Consider the following 17,103-nt stretch of genomic DNA (forward strand, 5'->3'; position numbering starts at 1 on the left):
GTCAGGCCGCCGCGGCGAGCGGATCGGGCCCGAAGCGGTTCGGGCCGTTGTTGCCGCGCGAGCACATCCAGACGAGCAGGATGATCCCGCCGACGACCGGAATGAGCGCGATCAGCAGGAACCAGCCGGAGCGGCCGATATCGTGCAGGCGGCGCACCGTCACCGAGAGGCTCGGCACGATCAGCGCCAGCGAGACCAGCAGGGCCGCGATCGCCAGCAGCAGCGCGATCGTGTTCTCGCTGCGGCCGACCATCGTGACGAGCTGGCACGCGATCGACACGATGAACGTCAGCAACGCGAAATACCAGTATTCCGCGCGTCGCGCGCGGCCGTCGAATCGTGCGTATTGATTGAAGACCGATTGAATTGCATCCGTGAAATTCATTTTATTGACCTCCTGTTCTATTTGAACGACACCGGACCAACGCGTGAAGTATAGGCGGGATTTTCAGGAGTTCAGCCACTTTTGCGGCAGCCCCGGGCAGCGCTTTACGCTGGACGGCGCGGCTGCAGCCGGATCGATTTAATCAATGACGTAACGCGTCATTTCGTTTTTTAAATCACGGCGGCGTGCCGTTATCGACGCGATAATCGCCCGCGCATTTGTTGCCGGAATATCCCGCCGCCCCGGCCGACAGATGAAAAGGGGGCGATCGCTCGCCCCCCTCGTCATGCCGCCTGCGTGATGCCGTTCAATACGCGACGTAAGGCGCCGCGCCGCCGCTGCTGCGCCGGTCCATCCCGAAGTAGATCGTCTTGCCGTAGAAATGCGTGAGGCCGAGATCGAGCCACCCCGCGTTGCCGAACGGGCCCGCGATGTCGTTGAACGCGAACGCCGACGCGTTCGAGAACACCGAATCCGCATTCGCGACCGGCATCGACACCTGGCTCTGCGTGCCGTTCTGGCCGGTGAGCGTCGCCGTGTAGGTGACCGTCGACGCCGGGCAGTAGAACTCGGTGTTGCGCGTGCAGATCCGCTGCGTCGAATCGTTGAAGAAGTACGCGTTCGAGCCCGTATCGAAGAACGCGGTGACCGCGCCGCCGAGGAACGTCGCGTTGAGGTCGCCGGTCGTGGTGGACGTCAGCACGGTGCTCGCGCGCAGCGTATTGTTGGCCTGCGTGCCGATCCCGAACGTCAGCAGCCCGGTCGCGCTGCCCTGGCCGCTGCTCGCGATGTCCGGCATCTGCACGATCACGCCGTTGTTGTTGACCGCGAAACGGTGCACCGGGTTGGCGACCTGCTGCGCCAGCGGCACGAGCGTCACCGCGCAGCTCGCATTGCCGTTCGGGCATGCGTAGTAGTTGTTGCTCGCGGCGGCCGTCGTCGTCGTGCAGGTCGTGCCGCAGTCGAGCGGCGCCGGCCCGATGCCGAGGATGCCGTTCGCGCCGAGCGCGCTCGCCGTGTTGGCGGCCGTGCCGTTGTTCGTGCACGAGGTCGGCACGCCCGTGGTGCCGAGGTCGCCGAGAACCTGCACCGGCAGCGCGCTCGCCGTTTCACCGCCGATCTTCAGGTCGGCGGTGCGCACCGAGCCCCACGTGTAGGTCGACACGAACTTGCCGCACTCGGCGAGCGGCGCGCCGCCCACGGTCGACACGGGCAGGCTGCCGAGCACGCCCGTCACGGCGCCGCTGACGAGCCGCAGCCCGTACGACGCGGTATCGACCAGCACGTTGTTGACGACCTGGCAGTTCGACGTGCCGGGCGCACAGACGGTCACGCTGACGGTCGGAATGTTGATGACGTTCGCGACGCCGCGATCCACGGTGATGACCGCGGTGTTCGATGCGACCGGCGTGGAGCCGCCGCCGTCGTTGTTGCCGTCGCCGCCGCCGCATGCGGCGACGAGCACCGCCGTCGCGGCCGCGAAGCTCAGCGCGCCGAACCAGCGGATGAAGGTACGAGGATTGCGCAAGATCGGTCTCCCGCTGTCACTGGATGTCGTTGCCGGTCAGGCCGGCAGGCAGCGCCTGCGGCAGCCAGGCCTGGCCGGAGAACGAGCCCATGTGGCCGCCCGTCCGGATCACGAGGGTGCCCGTCTCGACGGACACGGGCGCGCGCCAGCCGCGCGCCGCGTGGGCCGCGTCGACGCCGGCCCTGTACTGCGGGAAATAATTGCCGAGCAGCGCCGCGAGATCCGGCATCGTCGGGCCGCGCCACGCGAGCCCGAACACGCTGCCCGCGGCGGAGGTGTATTCGCGGATCACGGTGCCGGAACCGAGCGTGACCTCGCGCACGGTATAGGTGGCCGCGCTCGCCGACACGCCGTCGGCCGAGCGCATCGCGCGCTGCACCGCGCGCACGGTGGCGGCATGATCGTCCGCCGGCGGCGACATCGGCGCGCCGCCCAATTCAGCGTGCGCGTGGATGCTCCACAGCACGCCCATCGAGACCGTCGCGCACGCAACGGCACAGCCCAAACGTTTCAGCTTCACGTTCCCCCCCAGGGACTGGCCTCGTAGTCGATCGCGCGGCGGAGTCGCCCGCGCCATCGCCGAGGTTCATGTCAGACAAACCAAAAGATGTCTTGATGCTGAAGCGTAGTATGCCTGCGCGGCGTTTCAAAGTGTCAAGGACCGACGTCGGGGTTCGTCCGGGTTCGTGCAGGCGGCCGCCGTGACGGGCCGCCGCGATCCGCAATCCGGGTGCGACGGACGTGCGGCGCCGCCCGCTTGCCGGGCGGCGCCGCACGCGCCGGTCAGAAGCCGAGGCTGGCGAGCAGGTCGTCGACCTGCGCCTGGTCCTGGACCACGTCGGTCTTGCCTTCGGGGTTGATCTGCGGGCCGTTCAGCAGCGAGACGGGGCTGCCGGTGCTGCTCATCGTCTGCTCGGCCTCCAGCGCGAGCGCGGCCGCGGTCGCCGCGAACTGCTCGCGCCGCTCGGGCGCGATGTTCTCGACCAGCACGGTGAGCAGCTGCTGCTCGATCAGGTAGACCATGTCCGTGATCTTCTTGATCACCTGCCCGGTCAGATCCTGGAAGTCCTGCGCGAGCATGATCTCGAGCAGATGCGCATTGGTCGCGGTCGTCGCTTCCGGCAGCGCGCGCAGGAACGCGCGCGTGTCGTCCATCAGCTCGCGAACCTCCGCGCGCTCGATCGGCGCCGCATACCACTGCGACCAGCGCGCGTCGAGCGCCTCGGCCTCGTTCTGCATGCGTTCCTGCACCGGCTTGGCCAGCTCGATCGCGGACAGCACGCGTTCGGCCGCCTGCTCGGTCATCGTCGCGACGTAGCGCAAGCGATCGCGCGCGTCGGGCACGGCTTCGGCCGCGCGCTCGATATGCTTGTCGAGACCGAGTTCGCGCATCGAGTCGCGCAGCGCGCGGGTAACGTGGCCGATGCGCGCGAGGATGCGGTCGCTCGTCAGATCGGCGCCATCGGGCAAGCTGTCGGCGGCGAAGCCCGCCCCGGCCATCGCCGCGTGGATCGGCTCGTTCACGTCAGCTCCCGGTCTTGGCCATCTTGTCGATGATCTTGTTGAGCTTCTCGTCGAGCGTCGCCGCCGTGAACGGCTTCACGACGTAGCCGCTCGCGCCGGCCTGCGCCGCCGCGATGATGTTCTCCTTCTTCGACTCGGCCGTGACCATCAGCACCGGCAGGTGCGTGAGGGTCGCGTCCGCGCGGATTTCCTTGAGCATCGCCAGACCGTCGAGGTTCGGCATGTTCCAGTCGGAGATCACGAAGTCGAAGCCGCCGCCGCGCAGCCGCGCAAGGCCGGCCGCGCCGTCTTCCGCCTCGTCGACGTTCGTGTAGCCCAGTTCCTTGAGCAGGTTGCGGACGATCCGGCGCATCGTCGGGAAATCGTCCACCACCAGGATTTTCATGCTCTTGTCCATCTTCATTCCTTTCCAGATTCGTTTCGTCGGGACGCGTGCATGATAGCCCGCCTCCGTCGTTTTTCCTTATACGCGCTGCACCCGATCGCCCATCGTCGCGAGTCGCGCCATCACGCGGCGGCTCATGTCGGCGAGCGGCACGATTTCTTCGGCGCCGCCAAGCGCGATCGCCTCGCGCGGCATGCCGAACACGATGCAGCTCGCTTCGTCCTGCGCGAACGTGTACGCGCCCGCGCGCTTCATCTCCAGCAGGCCGGCCGCGCCGTCGCGGCCCATGCCGGTCAGGATCACGCCGAGCGCGTTCTTGCCGGCGTGCGTCGCCGCCGAGCGGAACAGCACGTCGACCGACGGGCGGTGCCGGTTCACCGGCGGCTCGTCGGACAGCTGCGCGATGTAGTTCGCGCCGCTGCGGGCGAGCAGCAGGTGCGCATGGCCCGGCGCGATGTACGCATGGCCGGGCAGCACGCGCTCGCCGTGCTCGGCTTCCTTCACCGAGATCCGGCACAGGCCGTTCAGGCGCTGCGCGAACGACTTCGTGAAGCCGGGCGGCATGTGCTGCGCGATCAGCACCGCCGGCGCATCCGGCGGCAGCGGCGTCAGCACTTCGCGGATCGCCTCGGTGCCGCCCGTCGACGCGCCGACGATGATCAGCTTCTCGGTACTGACGAGCGGGTTGTTGATCATCGGCGCGGCCGGGTGGCCGCTGCTCGCGCGCGCGGCCGCGGCCTGCGGCTGCGGCGCCTGCCGCACGCGGGCGCGCGACGCCGCACGGATCTTGTCCGCGAGCTTTTCCGCGTAGTCGAGCATGCCGTCGCGGATGCCGACGCGCGGCTTCGTGACGAAGTCGACCGCGCCGAGCTCCAGCGCGCGCAGCGTGATTTCCGAGCCGCGCTCGGTCAGCGACGACACCATCACGACCGGCATCGGCCGCAGGCGCATCAGCTTCTCGAGGAAGTCGAGCCCGTCCATGCGCGGCATTTCGACGTCCAGCGTGAGCACGTCGGGGTTGTGCTGCTTGATGAGCTCGCGCGCGACGAGCGGATCGGGCGCGGTCGCGCACACTTCCATGTCGGGCTGGCCGTTGATGATCTCCGTCATCAGGCTGCGGATCAGCGCCGAATCGTCGACGCACAATACCTTGATCTTATGCACTGCGTTCTTGCCTCCTGCTATTTCGATACGGTCTGGCTCGCGGCGCCTGCGCCGCGCGCACCGAACAATTCGATCCGCGGCCGTGCCGGCCGGGCCGGCGGCGCCGCGACCGGCTGCTTCGAGAGGTTGATCCCGCCGGCCTGCGCGGGCCGCCTGGCCGGCGCGGCGAACAGCTCCACGTGCGCGTGCGAGCGGGCGCGCACGGCTTCCGCGTGGCGCGCGAGCGCGGCTTCGCGCTCGGTCACGCCGGGCACCTGCAGGCGCAGCTTCTTCACCATCGCGCGCCCCGAATGCGGCATGAACGCGACCTTGCGCGGGTGCACGTCCTGCAGGTCCTCCGCCGTGATGCGGATGCGCTCGAGCGCGAGGTAGCGGCGCACGAAGTCCGCATTGCGGTCGCCGATGTTGATCGTCGTCATGCCGGCGAGCACGGCCGCGCCGCCGAACACCTTCGCCTCGAAGCGCTCGCGGCGGCCGCCCGCCTTGATCAGCTCGTTGATCAGCACTTCCATCGCGTATGCGCCGTAGCGCATCGACTCGGACGCGGCCGCGCACGCGTCCGCGCCGTCGTCGGGCAACATGAAGTGGTTCATCCCGCCGATGCCCGCGTACGGGTCGTGCAGGCATGCGGCCACGCACGAGCCGAGCACGGTCACCAGCACCATGTCCTCGCCGGTCGTGTAGAACTCGTTCGGCAACAGCTTCACGCCCGGACGGCCAAAGTGGCTGTCGAAGTAGTGGTTGGTTGCGATCGGCAGCGCGCTCATCGCCGTTCTCCGACGGCCGGCGTCGCGGCCCCGCTCAGGCGCGCGCGCGGCGCGGCGCCGCCGCCGGCCGACGGCGCGCCCTTCGGCGCGCGCGTCAGTTCGTAGACGGTCTGGCCGCGCAGCCGGAACGCCTGCGTCACGTACGTGAAGTTCTCCGAGTGGCCGGCGAACAGCAGCCCGCCCGGCTTCACGAGCGGCTCGAAGCGCGACAGCACCTGCCCCTGCGTCGGCTTGTCGAAATAGATCATCACGTTGCGGCAGAAGATCGCGTCGAACGGCTTCGGGATCCCGTAGTCGGCATCGGTCAGGTTCAGCTGCTCGAAGCGGATCATCGCGCGCAGCTCGGGGCGCACCTTCACGCGGCCGGCCTGCGCGCCGGTGCCTCTCAGGAAGAAGCGCTTCAGGCGCTCCGGCGACAGGTGCTTGACCTGGTCGTACGTGTAGATGCCGGCCTCGGCCTTCGCGAGCACCTGCGTGTCGAGGTCGGTGGCGAGGATCGACGCGCTGCGCGCCGCCGAGTCGCCGAGCGCCTCGATCAGCGTGATCGCGATCGAATACGGCTCCTCGCCGGTCGACGCGGCCGAGCACCACACCGACACCGGCGCTTCGCGGCCCTTCACGAAATCCGCGAGGATCGGAAAGTGATGCGCCTCGCGGAAGAACGCGGTCAGGTTGGTGGTCAGCGCGTTGGTGAACGCCTCCCACTCGGCAGGATCGTTTTCCTGTTCGAGCAGGTCGAGATAGTCGCGGAACGAGTCGAGGCCACGCGCGCGCAGCCGGCGCGCGAGCCGGCTGTACGCCATGTCGCGCTTGTGCTCGGACAGCGAGATGCCCGCACGGTGATGGATCAGCGTACGGATGCGCGCGAAATCGGCGGACGTGAACGCGAAGTCGCGCCCCGTCTCGCCCGCCCGTTGCGGCGACCGGGAAGCGTCCCCGTGCGGGGCGTCCTGGGGTTCGGCACGATGCAAAGCGCGCGCGGACAGCATGATTTAGAAGGTCTCCCAATCGTCGTCGGACGCGCCGGCGGCCGCAGGCGCCGGCTTCGGCTCGCCTGCCAGCGCCGGACGCACGAGCGCGGGCTTCGCGGCCGGCGCGGCGGGCTTCGCGGCATCGGCGGCAGCCGATTTCGCGAGGCGCGGCGCGTAACCGCTTGCTGCCGGCGCCGCATGGGCGGCCGGGGCCTTCGGTTCGATCGCGGCGGCGGCGCGCTTCGCGGGCGCACGCGCGGCGGCGGGCGCCGGTGCAGGCGCATGCGCGTGCTGCGCCGGCCGCGCGGCGGGCTGCGCCGCCTTCGCTGGCGTATGCGCGATGCCGCCGATCACCCGCCAGCCCGACACGACCGCCTTCATCTGGCGCGTCTGCTCCTCGAGCGACGCGGCGGCGGCCGCGGCCTGCTCGACGAGCGCGGCGTTCTGCTGCGTGACGGCGTCCATCTGGCCGACCGCGCGGTTGACCTGCTCGATGCCGGTCGACTGCTCTTCGGACGCGGCGCTGATCTCGCCCATGATGTCGGTCACGCGGCGCACGGCCTGCACGATCTCGTCCATCGTCGTGCCGGCGCGCGCGACCAGCTCGGAGCCGCTCTGCACCTTGTCCGCCGAATCGCCGATCAGCTGCTTGATTTCCTTCGCGGCCGTCGCGCTGCGCTGCGCGAGCGAGCGCACCTCGCCCGCGACCACCGCGAAGCCGCGGCCCTGTTCGCCGGCGCGGGCCGCTTCCACCGCCGCGTTCAGCGCGAGGATGTTGGTCTGGAACGCGATGCCTTCGATCGTGCCGATGATGTCGACGACCTTGCCCGAGCTCGTCGCGATGTCCTGCATCGTCGACACCACCTGGCCGACCACCTCGCCGCCCTGCGTCGCGATGTCCGACGCGTTCACCGCGAGCTGGCTCGCCTGGCGCGCGTTCTCGGCGTTCTGCCGCACGGTGCCGGTCAGCTGCTCCATGCTCGATGCGGTTTCCTGCAGCGACGCGGCCTGCTCCTCGGTGCGCTGCGACAGGTCGGTGTTGCCGGTCGAGATCTCGCGCGCGCCGACGTCGACCGACTCGGCGCCGCGATGCACGGCCTGCACCATCGTCGTGACGGCGTCCTGCATCCGGCGGATGCCGCCGAACAGGCGGCCGATCTCGTTGTCGCCGGCGGCCTGCACCGGCGCGGTCAGGTCGCCCTCGGCGATGCGCTCGAAGTGCGCGACCGCCGATTCGAGCGGCTGCACGATCAGCCCGCGCAGCGCGAAGCGGATCACGATCACCATCACGACCGCCAGCGCGATGCCGGCCGTGATCAGCCCGATCATCAGCGCGATCCGCGTCTGCGTCGCCGCCTGGCGCGTTTCGGCGCGCTTCTGCAGCGCGCTGACGACGGCCGCCGCGGCCTGGTCGTAGACGACGAACATCGGGCTGATCTTCGTGTCGGCGATCGCGTGGTACGCGGCCATGTCGTTCGCGCGCGCGGCCGTGAACTCCGGCTCGACGCCGTCCTTCACGATCGTCGCGTAGCGGGCGGAGAGCTCGTCGAGCAGCGCCGGCTCGATGCCGTCCTTCGACGTCGACTGGAACGTCTGCCAGTTCTGGCTCGACTTCGTGAACAGTTCCTGCGCGCGCGCCAGCACCTTGGCCGCCTCGTCGGCGTTGCCGGCTTCGCTCAGCGCGCGGAAGCGGTCGAGCGACACGCGGGCGCGCAGCAGGTACGTCGACGTGTCGTCGAGCGCGTGGATCGCCGGCAGGTCGACGTGCGCGATCTCGTCGAGCGAACCGCTCGCGTGATGGAGCGCGTAGAGGCCGAGCCCGCCGACCGCCGCGGCGAGGCACGCGAGTATGAGCCCGACCGCCGTGAGCGTCGTGCGGATCGACCAGTTTTGCAACATCGCAGATTCTCCCGAAATTCCTTGCGCCCGGCCGTGCTTACGCGCCGAGCGTCTCGATCAGCGCCATTTCCCGGCTCGACATCAGCTTCTCGATGTCCATCAGGATCAGCATCCGGCCGTCGACCGTGCCGAGGCCCGTCAGGTACTCGGTCGTCAGCGTCGCGCCGAATTCCGGCGCGGGCATGATCGCGTCGGTCTGCAGCGTCAGCACGTCGGACACGCCGTCGACCACCATCCCGACCACGCGATTCGACACGTTCAGGATGATCACGACGGTCTGGTGGTCGTACTCGACGCGGCCCAGGTGGAACTTGATCCGCATGTCGACGATCGGCACGATGATCCCGCGCAGGTTGATCACGCCCTTGATGAAATCGGGCGCGTTCGCGATGCGTGTGACGCTGTCGTAGCCGCGAATCTCCTGCACTTTCAGGATGTCGATCCCGTACTCTTCGTCGCCGAGCGTGAAGACGAGGAATTCCTGACCCGTCGCATCGCCATGCTCCGCATCGCGGCGGCTCGTGGCCGCGTTCGCCGCGGCCGGATTGATCATTTGGACTTCAGCAGACACGTTTGCCCCCAATCGGTTGATGGCGAGAGTCAGAACATCGCGACCGCGGCGCCCGCATGGGCCCCGTGCGTCGCACGCGTTTCGCGGTTCAGCGCCGCGACGTCGACGATCAGCGCGACGCTGCCGTCGCCGAGGATCGTCGCTGCCGAGATGCCGTGAACCTTGCGGTAATTGGTTTCGAGGTTCTTCACGACCACCTGCTGCTGGCCGACCAGTTCGTCGATCAGCATCGCGAAGCGGCGCCCTTCTGTTTCCATGATCGTGACGATCCCCTGGGTCGGATCGGTGCGCGCGTCGCCCACCGAGAACACCTCGTGCAGCGCGACGAGCGGCAGGTATTCGCCACGCACGCGCACCACGCGCTCGCCGTTGCCGACCGTGTAGATGTCTTCCGCCGACGGCTGCAGCGACTCCATCACGAAGTTCAGCGGCAGGATGAAGATCTCGCCGCCGACCTTCACCGACATCCCGTCGAGGATCGCGAGCGTGAGCGGCAGCACGATGCGCGTCGTCGTGCCGCGGCCGGCGTGCGACGAGATCTCGACGTGGCCGCCCATCGACTGGATGTTGCGCTTCACGACGTCCATCCCGACGCCGCGGCCCGACACGTCGGTCACCGTCTCGGCGGTCGAGAAGCCCGGCGCGAAGATCAGCTGCCACACTTCGTCGTCGCTGATGTTGTCGGGAATCTGCATGCCCTGCTTCGCGGCCTTCGCGAGAATCCGCTCGCGGTTCAGGCCGCCGCCGTCGTCGCTGACCTCGATCACGATGTTGCCGCCGTGATGCGCGGCCGACAGCACGAGCTGGCCGACCGCGTCCTTGCCGGCGGCGCGCCGCTTGTCGACGGTCTCGATCCCGTGGTCGAGGCTGTTGCGCACGAGGTGGGTGAGCGGGTCGATGATCCGCTCGATCAGACTCTTGTCGAGCTCGGTCGCCTGGCCGAACGTGACGAGCTCGACCTGCTTGCCGAGCTTGCCGGCCAGGTCGCGCACGAGGCGCGGGAAGCGGCTGAACACGTAGTCCATCGGCATCATCCGGATCGACATCACCGCTTCCTGCAGGTCGCGCGCGTTGCGTTCCAGTTGCGCCATCCCGTTGAACAGGCGGTCGTGCAGCGCCGGGTCGAACGCGCTCGCGGTTTCCGCGAGCATCGCCTGCGTGATCACCAGCTCGCCGACCAGGTTGATCAGCTGGTCGACCTTCTCGACGCCGACGCGGATCGAGCTGCCTTCGCCGCCCGATGCGGCCGCGGCGGCCGGGCGCGCGCGCTTGTCGTCATGGTGCGGCTGCGCGGCCGGTTGCGCGGCAGCCGGCTGGGCGGCCTGCGGCTCGGCTTGCGGAGCGGGCGCGGCGGCGGCCGGCGGCTCGGCGGCCGGTGCGGCAGCGGCGGGGGCGGCAGCAGCCGGGGCCGGCTGTGCGGCGGCCGGCGCGGCAACGTGGGCGTCGGCAGCCGCCTCGGCCGGTGCCGCGTTCGCGGCCGGCGCGGTGCCGCGGCCGATGCGGATCTGGCTTTCGTCGATCACGAAGCAGCACACCGCGACGATGTCGTCCGACGACACGTCCGATTCGAGCCACAGCGTCAGGTCGGCAGCCACCTCCTGGCGGCCGACGATCTTGCCGAGATTGCCGAGTTCCTCGGTGAGCAGCTCGCGGTCCTTCGCGTCGACGCCGGACAGCGTGATCTTCAGGTGCGGGCCGTCCCCCGTATCGGCCGGCGCGGCCGCGGCGGCCGGATGCGCGACCTCGAACGCCTGCTCGATCACATGGTCGGGCGCGCCGGAGCCGGCCGGCTCGGCCGGTGCGGCGGCGGCCGGTGCGGGCGCCGGTGCGGCAGCGGGCGCCGGCGCGGCGGCCGCGTCGCCGCTGCTCGCGGCCTTCAGCCGCTCGAGCTTCGCGCAGATCGTCGCGGCGGCGGCCGCGTCGGGCTCCGCGCTCGCGCGGTAGTCGGCGAGCTGGTCGGACAGCACGTCCTTGGTTTCCAGGAACGCGTCGACCATTTCCTTCGTCAGCGTCAGCTCGTGGTTGCGCGCGCGGTCGAGCAGCGATTCGAGAATGTGCGTCGTGTCGGTAAGCGCCGAGAAGCCGAACGTCGCCGCCCCGCCCTTGATCGAGTGCGCGGCGCGGAAAATCGCGGCCAGATCCTCGGGATCGGGCGCATCGACGTCGAGGTTCAGCAGCAGCTGCTCCATCTGCGCGAGGAGCTCGTCCGCTTCATCGAAGAACGTCTGGTAGAACTGAGTGATGTCGAGAGTCATGCCGGGTCACCGGATAAATACGTCGCGTTCAGGTCAGGAAGCAGCCGGCGCGGACAGCGTCGCGACCAGGTCGATCAGCTCGGCCGGGTCGATCGGTTTCTCGATCCAGCCGGTGGCGCCAGCGTCGCGCGCGGCGGCCTTGAACGCATCGCTGCCCTCGGTCGTCAGCACGAGGATCGGCGCGTCCGCGTAGGCGGTCAGCTGGCGCAGCGCCGAGATCACCTCGAGCCCGCTCTTGCGCGGCATGTTCTGGTCGGTCAGCACGAGGTCGTAGCGCTTGGTGGCCGCCATGTCGAAGCCGGCTTCGCCGTCCGGCGCAACCGTCACGTCGTAGCCCGCCTGGACCAGCGTCGCCTGCAGCAGCGCGCGCATGGTCGCGGAATCGTCGATGGCAAGAATGGTTCGGATCATGTCTGTCTCGGGATCATCAGGGTCGCGGCGCGGACGCGGCGGGCGCGACGGATGGGGCGAGCGCCGGGCGCACAGCCGCCGGCGCCGGGGCGGCCAGCTGCTGGGCAAGCTGCTTCGAGCCCGCCGCGTCGGCCGACAGCGTGGTCGTCGTCGCGTCGTCGCGCATCAGCGCGTCTTCGGATTTGCGGTTCAGCACGATCACGCTGATCCGGCGGTTTTCCGGATCGAGCGGATCGGCCTTGTTCAGGTTCTGCGTCGACGCGAGGCCGAGCACGCGCAGCACTTTCGCCTCGTCCATGCCGCCGGCGATCAGCTCGCGGCGCGACGCGTTCGCGCGGTCGGCGGACAGCTCCCAGTTGCTGTAGCCGCCTTCGCCGCCCGCATACGCCACCGCGTCGGTGTGGCCCTGCACGATGATGCGGTTCGGCACGTCGTTGAGGGTCTTGCCGATCTCGCGCAGGATGTCGCGCATGTACGGCTCGACGTGGTCGCTCGACATCGCGAACATCGGCCGCTTCTGCGAATCGACGATCTCGATGCGCAGGCCCATCAGCGTCGAATCGATGCGGATCTGCTGCTTGAACTGGCGCAGCGTCGGGTTCGCCTCGATCGCGGCCATCAGCTTGATCTGCAGGTCGTGCAGGCGCGCCTGCTCGCGGCGCTCGATCGCGCCCTGCGCCTGCGATTGCGCATTCTCGTCGTTCTTCTTCGCGACGCGGTCCGCGAGGCTCGTCGAGCCGTCGGTGCGGCGCGTCGTGCCCGCGTCGATGCTGGAGATGTCGCGCCCGCCGCCGTTGAGGATGCTCGAATCCTGCGCGCTGCGATCGCCGCTGCCGAACAGCGCGGCCTTCAGCGGCGTGTTGAAGTATTCGGCGATCCCCTTGAGCTGCACCGGCGTGACCGAGCTCAGCAGCCACATCAGCAGGAAGAACGCCATCATCGCGGTCATGAAGTCCGCGTACGCGAGCTTCCAGGCGCCGCCGTGGTGGCCCTTCTTCGCCGGGGCCACCCGCTTGACGACGATTGCGCGATCCTTGCTCTTGCTCATCTGGGGCTCCGCGTCACTTCGCCTTCACGCGGCGCACGTGCTCTTCGAGCTCGGCGAACGACGGCCGCTCGGTCGAGAACAGCACCTTGCGGCCGAACTCGACCGCGATCGCCGGCGCGTAGCCGTTCAGGCTCGCGAGGATCGTCACCTTGATGCACTGGAACATCTTGGTCGACTCGGCCACGCGCTGCTCCGCGACGCTCGCGAGCGGCCCGATCAGGCCGTACGACAGCAGGATGCCGAGGAACGTGCCGACCAGCGCCTGCGCGATCATCGCGCCGAGCACCGCAGGCGGCTTGTCGGCGGAGGCCATCGTGTGCACGACGCCCATCACCGCCGCGACGATGCCGAACGCCGGCATCGCGTCGCCGACGCGCATCAGCGCGTGCGCGGGGCCTTCGCCTTCCGTGTGATGCGTCTCGATCTCCTCGTCCATCAGGCTCTCGATCTCGAACGCGTTCATGTTGCCGCCCACCATCAGGCGCAGGTAGTCGGTCAGGAATTCGACGATGTGGCGATCGGCGAGGATCTTCGGGTATTGCGTGAAGATCGGGCTCTTGTCCGGATCGTCGATGTCGGCCTCGAGCGTCAGCGTGCCTTCCTTGCGCGCCTTCGCGAGCAGCACGTACAGGAGCCCCATCAGCTCCATGTAGACGTCCTTGTTGTACTTCGAGCCCTTGAAGAGCGTCGGCAGCACTTGCAAGGTCGCCTTGATGGTCTTCATGCCGTTGCCGAGGATGAACGCGCCCACGCCCGCGCCGACGATCATCAGAATTTCGATCGGCTGGATCAAGGCGCCCAGATGCCCGCCTGCCAGCGCGTAACCGCCGAAGACGGACAAAATCGTCACGAGTGTTCCCACGATAATCAGCACTGCCCTGTCCCTCACGAATGGCCGGCGGGGAGACCGCCGTTAAGTGGTTTACGGCAGTCGGCAGGAAAACTTTGAGCGCCGCGCGCCGGCCGCCCGACGGTGTTTACCAGCAGTACGCGCCGTGTCGCGCATCGCTGCCGCCCCCGCCGCGCCGCCGCCCGGGCCCGGCCCGGCGAGGCTCAGAGCGCCATCGCCGCCCGTTCCGCCTGCGCGGCGGCCGCCTTGCGGGTCTTGCCCGCGCGCGACGGCGGCTGGCACAGGCCGCAGACGAAACCTTGATGCGGATCATGCGCATGCGCGACGAAGTGGCCGCCGCAGCGCGTGCACGGGGTCATCTGCAGCATCCCCGAATCGAAGAAGCGCACGAGCGTCCACGCGCGCGTGAGGCTCAGCGCCGCCTCGTCGCCGGACAGGTTCACGTGCTCCAGGTAGAGCCGGTACGCCTTCACGATCGACTGGATCGGCTCGCAGCGGCCGTGGTCCTGCATGAACCGGTAGATGTTGTAGAACAGCGACGAGTGGATGTTCGGCTGCCACGTCATGAACCAGTCGGTGGAGAACGGCAGCATCCCCTTCGGCGGCGACACGCCCTTCAACTCCTTGTACAGCTTGATCAGACGATCCCGCGACAGGCTCGTCTCCGCCTCCAGCAACTGCAGCCGGGCGCCCAGTTCGATCAGTTCGATGGCGAGGGTGATTTCCTTCACCTCGACCACGACGCTTTTGCTTGCCATAGTTGATAGCTGTCCGCGTGTCGTTGCTTCGGATGGAATCGCCGATGCGCCGCCCGACGGTGCGCGAGGCACCGGGACGAACGCAGGGCGGGACGCGTCAGCGGACGCTTTCGACCGGCTGGCCGGCCATCAGGATCGCCGAATGGGCGTTCGAGACGACTGCGCTGCGGCCCTTGTCCGCGAGCGACGACAGCAGTGCGTGATCGTCGAAGCGGAAGCGGCACAGCATCTGGTTCGACGCTGCGAGCTTCACGGTCTGCGCGAGCGTCAGGTTGCCGAGCACGTCGGCCAGTTCCTCGGAAATGCCCATGCGGAACATGCCCATCGCTTTGTCCTCGCGCAGCAGGCGCTGGGCGAGCAGGAGGTACGACAGGTTCACCTCTTTGATCTCACTGAGCATTTCGCTTGTAGCGCTCATGATTTCCCCGTTAAGAACTTCGGCCATTTGTGTTATGAAAACGTTTGCTCGATCGCATGGCTCGTGGCCCCGATTCGGCACGTTTATAGTCTTACAGCCGAATTTTGGCCAAACGGGTTTTATGCCGGTATCAGCGAAATGGCGTGCGCCATGCAGGATTTGTCTGTAAACCGTGTAGGAATTTTTCTGACAAAGCAAATTGAAAGGCTGGAGGCCGAAATGACGCGGCTGAATGCCGCGGAGGGCCGGTAGACGAGGGGTCCGGCGCGTGGATCGGTAAAAATTATAGTGCTTTTTCACGCAGGCGCAACAATAGTCTTGGCCATCTCACATTCTGCGCCACCGCCTTTTTCAACCCCGGGCATCGCCTTTCACGCGTATTTCAGCGTGTAACAAGCCTTAAGTGTTTGAAAAAACACTCGAACCCCGCCGGCCGATCCCGATAATGGACTTCAATGGGCAGCGCGACACGTGTCGGCCCGCCCCCCCGCAGCTTGCCGTACGGACGCCGGCCCCGGCGCCCGGCCACGCCCCGCCAACCGCGTGTTTCGGCAAGTCCCGCCCCTCATGCAACCTCGTACGGGATCGGAACAGGTGCGTCAGCGCCGGCCCGCGACCGACACAGGAGATCGCCCATGCGCATTGCCCAGATCGCGCCGCTCTACGAAGCCGTCCCCCCGAAGCTCTACGGCGGCACCGAGCGTGTCGTGTCCTATCTCACCGAAGCCCTCGTCGAACTCGGCCATGACGTCACGCTGTTCGCCAGCGGCGACTCGGTCACGTCCGCCCGCCTCGAGGCGGCCTGGCCGCGCGCGCTGCGGCTCGATCCGTCGATCCGCGATTCGATCGCCCCCCATATGCGGCTGCTCGAGCACGTGGCGCGCGTCGCGCACGAGTTCGACGTGCTGCACTTCCACCTCGACTACCTGCCGTTCCCGCTGATGTCGCGCCTCGACACGCCGTACGTGACGACGCTGCACGGGCGGCTCGACCTGCCCGAGCTGCAGCCGGTGTTCGACGCGTTCCCCGATGCCCCGGTGGTGTCGATCTCCGATTCGCAGCGCAAGCCGCTGCCGCAGGCCGCGTGGGCCGGCACCGTGTACCACGGGCTGCCCGACACGCTGCTCAAGCCGCAGCCGGACGTGAAGCCCGAGTACCTCGCGTTCCTCGGACGAATCTGCCCGGAGAAGCGCGTCGACACCGCCATCCGGATCGCTGCGCAGAGCGGGCTGCCGCTGAAGATCGCCGCGAAGGTCGACAAGGCCGACGCCGACTACTTCAAGGACGTGATCGAGCCGCTGCTGGGCGAGGCGCACGTCGAATTCATCGGAGAAATCAACGAGGCGCAAAAGCCCGCGTTCCTGTCCGGCGCGAAGGCGCTGCTGTTTCCGATCGACTGGCCGGAGCCGTTCGGCCTGGTGATGATCGAGGCGATGGCGTGCGGCACGCCGGTGGTCGCATTCAACCGCGGCTCGGTGCCGGAGGTGATCGAGGACGGCGTGACCGGGTTCATCGTCGAGGACGTGCAGGGCGCGGTCGGCGCGCTGCACCGGATCGACAGCCTGTCGCGCGACGCGATCCGCGCGCGTTTCGATACCCGCTTCAGCGCGAAGGCCATGGCGCAGCGCTACGTCGATACTTACGAAACGCTTTGCGCGGCAACCCGGCAGCCGGCATTGCGCCGCGCGGCGGGCGGCTAAAGCCGCAAATTCGCCGGGAAACCGCGCGAAAACAGCGCGGCAGCGGCCTGGAAACAGGCCGGAAACGAGCCGCGAAATGCGCGCCGAAATCGGCCGCGAAAAGCAAAAGAGCCGCATCGTCGATGCGGCTCTTTTCGTTTCCCGGTTCGCTTATTCGATCAGAAACCGGTCGCGGTTTTTGCCGACGATCCAATTCGGCGGCTTGCCGCGGCCACTCCAGGTGGCGCCCGACTTCGGGTCGCGGTATTTCGGCGGCAGCGGCGCCTTTTTCGGCGGCCGGCCGCGCCGCGCGCGCTCGGCGAATCCGAGATCCTGGGCGGTCAGGCCGTATTCGGCAATCACCCGCTGCACTTCGGCGATCACCGCCTCGACTTCCTGACGACGCACGTCATCCGCCTGAGCCTGCAAATCGGCGATCTGCGCCTTGAGTTTCGCGTATTGAGACATTTTCAGCTCCCTGTTTCATGAT

The 17,103-nt window shown here is 68.2% G+C and carries 18 protein-coding genes; 1 reads left to right on the plus strand and 17 read right to left on the minus strand.

Annotated features, from left to right (window positions below; all coding sequences use genetic code 11):
• Position 1 precedes the first annotated feature (1 nt).
• The 16 genes from ABFO07_RS01375 to flhD all read right to left on the minus strand — a co-directional run bounded on the left by ABFO07_RS01375 (position 2) and on the right by flhD (position 14,934).
• Complete coding sequence (locus ABFO07_RS01375) at positions 2 to 385, minus strand: DUF805 domain-containing protein (protein WP_059563947.1); 384 nt, start codon at positions 383 to 385, stop codon at positions 2 to 4.
• Between the two features lie 307 nt (positions 386 to 692).
• Positions 693 to 1,913 (minus strand): DUF3443 domain-containing protein, encoded by a 1,221-nt coding sequence (locus ABFO07_RS01380; protein WP_347468114.1) that lies wholly within the window; start codon positions 1,911 to 1,913, stop codon positions 693 to 695.
• A gap of 16 nt (positions 1,914 to 1,929) precedes the next feature.
• Complete coding sequence (locus ABFO07_RS01385) at positions 1,930 to 2,433, minus strand: DUF2844 domain-containing protein (RefSeq protein WP_060092204.1); 504 nt, start codon at positions 2,431 to 2,433, stop codon at positions 1,930 to 1,932.
• Positions 2,434 to 2,696: 263 nt separating this feature from the next.
• Complete coding sequence (gene cheZ / locus ABFO07_RS01390) at positions 2,697 to 3,437, minus strand: protein phosphatase CheZ (protein WP_059563944.1); 741 nt, start codon at positions 3,435 to 3,437, stop codon at positions 2,697 to 2,699.
• Between the two features lies 1 nt (position 3,438).
• A complete protein-coding gene (gene cheY / locus ABFO07_RS01395) occupies positions 3,439 to 3,834 on the minus strand; it encodes a chemotaxis response regulator CheY (protein WP_026045350.1) in 396 nt (131 codons plus the stop codon).
• A 66-nt stretch (positions 3,835 to 3,900) separates the two neighbouring features.
• Positions 3,901 to 4,986, minus strand: a complete 1,086-nt coding sequence (locus tag ABFO07_RS01400) for a protein-glutamate methylesterase/protein-glutamine glutaminase (RefSeq protein ID WP_059563943.1) — start codon at positions 4,984 to 4,986, stop codon at positions 3,901 to 3,903.
• A 17-nt stretch (positions 4,987 to 5,003) separates the two neighbouring features.
• Positions 5,004 to 5,753, minus strand: coding sequence for a chemoreceptor glutamine deamidase CheD (gene cheD, locus ABFO07_RS01405; RefSeq protein ID WP_059804321.1), 750 nt, complete (start codon positions 5,751 to 5,753; stop codon positions 5,004 to 5,006).
• Positions 5,750 to 6,742 (minus strand): CheR family methyltransferase, encoded by a 993-nt coding sequence (locus ABFO07_RS01410; RefSeq protein WP_059563941.1) that lies wholly within the window; start codon positions 6,740 to 6,742, stop codon positions 5,750 to 5,752. Before ABFO07_RS01410 ends, cheD begins: the two co-directional genes overlap by 4 nt.
• A gap of 3 nt (positions 6,743 to 6,745) precedes the next feature.
• A complete protein-coding gene (locus ABFO07_RS01415; protein ID WP_059882151.1) occupies positions 6,746 to 8,623 on the minus strand; it encodes a methyl-accepting chemotaxis protein in 1,878 nt (625 codons plus the stop codon).
• 37 nt (positions 8,624 to 8,660) lie between these two features.
• Positions 8,661 to 9,176 carry a chemotaxis protein CheW gene (gene cheW, locus ABFO07_RS01420; RefSeq protein ID WP_059563939.1) on the minus strand — a complete coding sequence of 172 codons (516 nt, stop codon included), beginning with the start codon at positions 9,174 to 9,176 and terminating at the stop codon, positions 8,661 to 8,663.
• A 47-nt stretch (positions 9,177 to 9,223) separates the two neighbouring features.
• A complete protein-coding gene (cheA, locus tag ABFO07_RS01425; protein WP_347468118.1) occupies positions 9,224 to 11,449 on the minus strand; it encodes a chemotaxis protein CheA in 2,226 nt (741 codons plus the stop codon).
• 33 nt (positions 11,450 to 11,482) lie between these two features.
• Complete coding sequence (locus ABFO07_RS01430; protein ID WP_026045349.1) at positions 11,483 to 11,860, minus strand: response regulator; 378 nt, start codon at positions 11,858 to 11,860, stop codon at positions 11,483 to 11,485.
• A 16-nt stretch (positions 11,861 to 11,876) separates the two neighbouring features.
• Positions 11,877 to 12,908 carry a flagellar motor protein MotB gene (gene motB / locus ABFO07_RS01435; RefSeq protein ID WP_059804312.1) on the minus strand — a complete coding sequence of 344 codons (1,032 nt, stop codon included), beginning with the start codon at positions 12,906 to 12,908 and terminating at the stop codon, positions 11,877 to 11,879.
• A 13-nt stretch (positions 12,909 to 12,921) separates the two neighbouring features.
• Positions 12,922 to 13,782 (minus strand): flagellar motor stator protein MotA, encoded by an 861-nt coding sequence (motA, locus tag ABFO07_RS01440; protein WP_059563936.1) that lies wholly within the window; start codon positions 13,780 to 13,782, stop codon positions 12,922 to 12,924.
• 179 nt (positions 13,783 to 13,961) lie between these two features.
• The gene (gene flhC / locus ABFO07_RS01445; RefSeq protein ID WP_017334903.1) at positions 13,962 to 14,516 is read right to left on the minus strand and encodes a flagellar transcriptional regulator FlhC; all 555 of its coding nucleotides are present in this window, start codon (positions 14,514 to 14,516) and stop codon (positions 13,962 to 13,964) included.
• Between the two features lie 97 nt (positions 14,517 to 14,613).
• Positions 14,614 to 14,934 carry a flagellar transcriptional regulator FlhD gene (gene flhD / locus ABFO07_RS01450; RefSeq protein WP_026045348.1) on the minus strand — a complete coding sequence of 107 codons (321 nt, stop codon included), beginning with the start codon at positions 14,932 to 14,934 and terminating at the stop codon, positions 14,614 to 14,616.
• A 635-nt stretch (positions 14,935 to 15,569) separates the two neighbouring features.
• Here flhD and ABFO07_RS01455 point away from each other — a divergent pair.
• Positions 15,570 to 16,634 (plus strand): glycosyltransferase family 4 protein, encoded by a 1,065-nt coding sequence (locus ABFO07_RS01455; RefSeq protein ID WP_059906862.1) that lies wholly within the window; start codon positions 15,570 to 15,572, stop codon positions 16,632 to 16,634.
• Positions 16,635 to 16,784: 150 nt separating this feature from the next.
• Here the strand turns inward: ABFO07_RS01455 and ABFO07_RS01460 are convergent, their stop codons facing one another.
• Positions 16,785 to 17,081 (minus strand): H-NS histone family protein, encoded by a 297-nt coding sequence (locus ABFO07_RS01460; RefSeq protein ID WP_017334900.1) that lies wholly within the window; start codon positions 17,079 to 17,081, stop codon positions 16,785 to 16,787.
• Between the last annotated feature and the right edge of the window lie 22 nt (positions 17,082 to 17,103).

Source organism: Burkholderia stagnalis, assembly GCF_039848545.1.
GTDB classification, from domain to species: Bacteria; Pseudomonadota; Gammaproteobacteria; order Burkholderiales; family Burkholderiaceae; genus Burkholderia; species Burkholderia stagnalis.

What these genes read in the sequence shown, in the direction of transcription:
- ABFO07_RS01410 (WP_059563941.1), bottom strand. Translation starts at nt 6,742, where the DNA reads ATGCTGTCCGCGCGCGCTTTGCATCGTGCCGAACCCCAGGACGCCCCG.
- ABFO07_RS01415 (WP_059882151.1), bottom strand. Translation starts at nt 8,623, where the DNA reads ATGTTGCAAAACTGGTCGATCCGCACGACGCTCACGGCGGTCGGGCTC.
- motB (WP_059804312.1), bottom strand. Translation starts at nt 12,908, where the DNA reads ATGAGCAAGAGCAAGGATCGCGCAATCGTCGTCAAGCGGGTGGCCCCG.
- ABFO07_RS01375 (WP_059563947.1), bottom strand. Translation starts at nt 385, where the DNA reads ATGAATTTCACGGATGCAATTCAATCGGTCTTCAATCAATACGCACGA.
- cheA (WP_347468118.1), bottom strand. Translation starts at nt 11,449, where the DNA reads ATGACTCTCGACATCACTCAGTTCTACCAGACGTTCTTCGATGAAGCG.
- ABFO07_RS01430 (WP_026045349.1), bottom strand. Translation starts at nt 11,860, where the DNA reads ATGATCCGAACCATTCTTGCCATCGACGATTCCGCGACCATGCGCGCG.
- cheW (WP_059563939.1), bottom strand. Translation starts at nt 9,176, where the DNA reads ATGATCAATCCGGCCGCGGCGAACGCGGCCACGAGCCGCCGCGATGCG.
- cheD (WP_059804321.1), bottom strand. Translation starts at nt 5,753, where the DNA reads ATGAGCGCGCTGCCGATCGCAACCAACCACTACTTCGACAGCCACTTT.
- cheY (WP_026045350.1), bottom strand. Translation starts at nt 3,834, where the DNA reads ATGGACAAGAGCATGAAAATCCTGGTGGTGGACGATTTCCCGACGATG.
- ABFO07_RS01455 (WP_059906862.1), top strand. Translation starts at nt 15,570, where the DNA reads ATGCGCATTGCCCAGATCGCGCCGCTCTACGAAGCCGTCCCCCCGAAG.
- ABFO07_RS01460 (WP_017334900.1), bottom strand. Translation starts at nt 17,081, where the DNA reads ATGTCTCAATACGCGAAACTCAAGGCGCAGATCGCCGATTTGCAGGCT.
- flhC (WP_017334903.1), bottom strand. Translation starts at nt 14,516, where the DNA reads ATGGCAAGCAAAAGCGTCGTGGTCGAGGTGAAGGAAATCACCCTCGCC.
- flhD (WP_026045348.1), bottom strand. Translation starts at nt 14,934, where the DNA reads ATGAGCGCTACAAGCGAAATGCTCAGTGAGATCAAAGAGGTGAACCTG.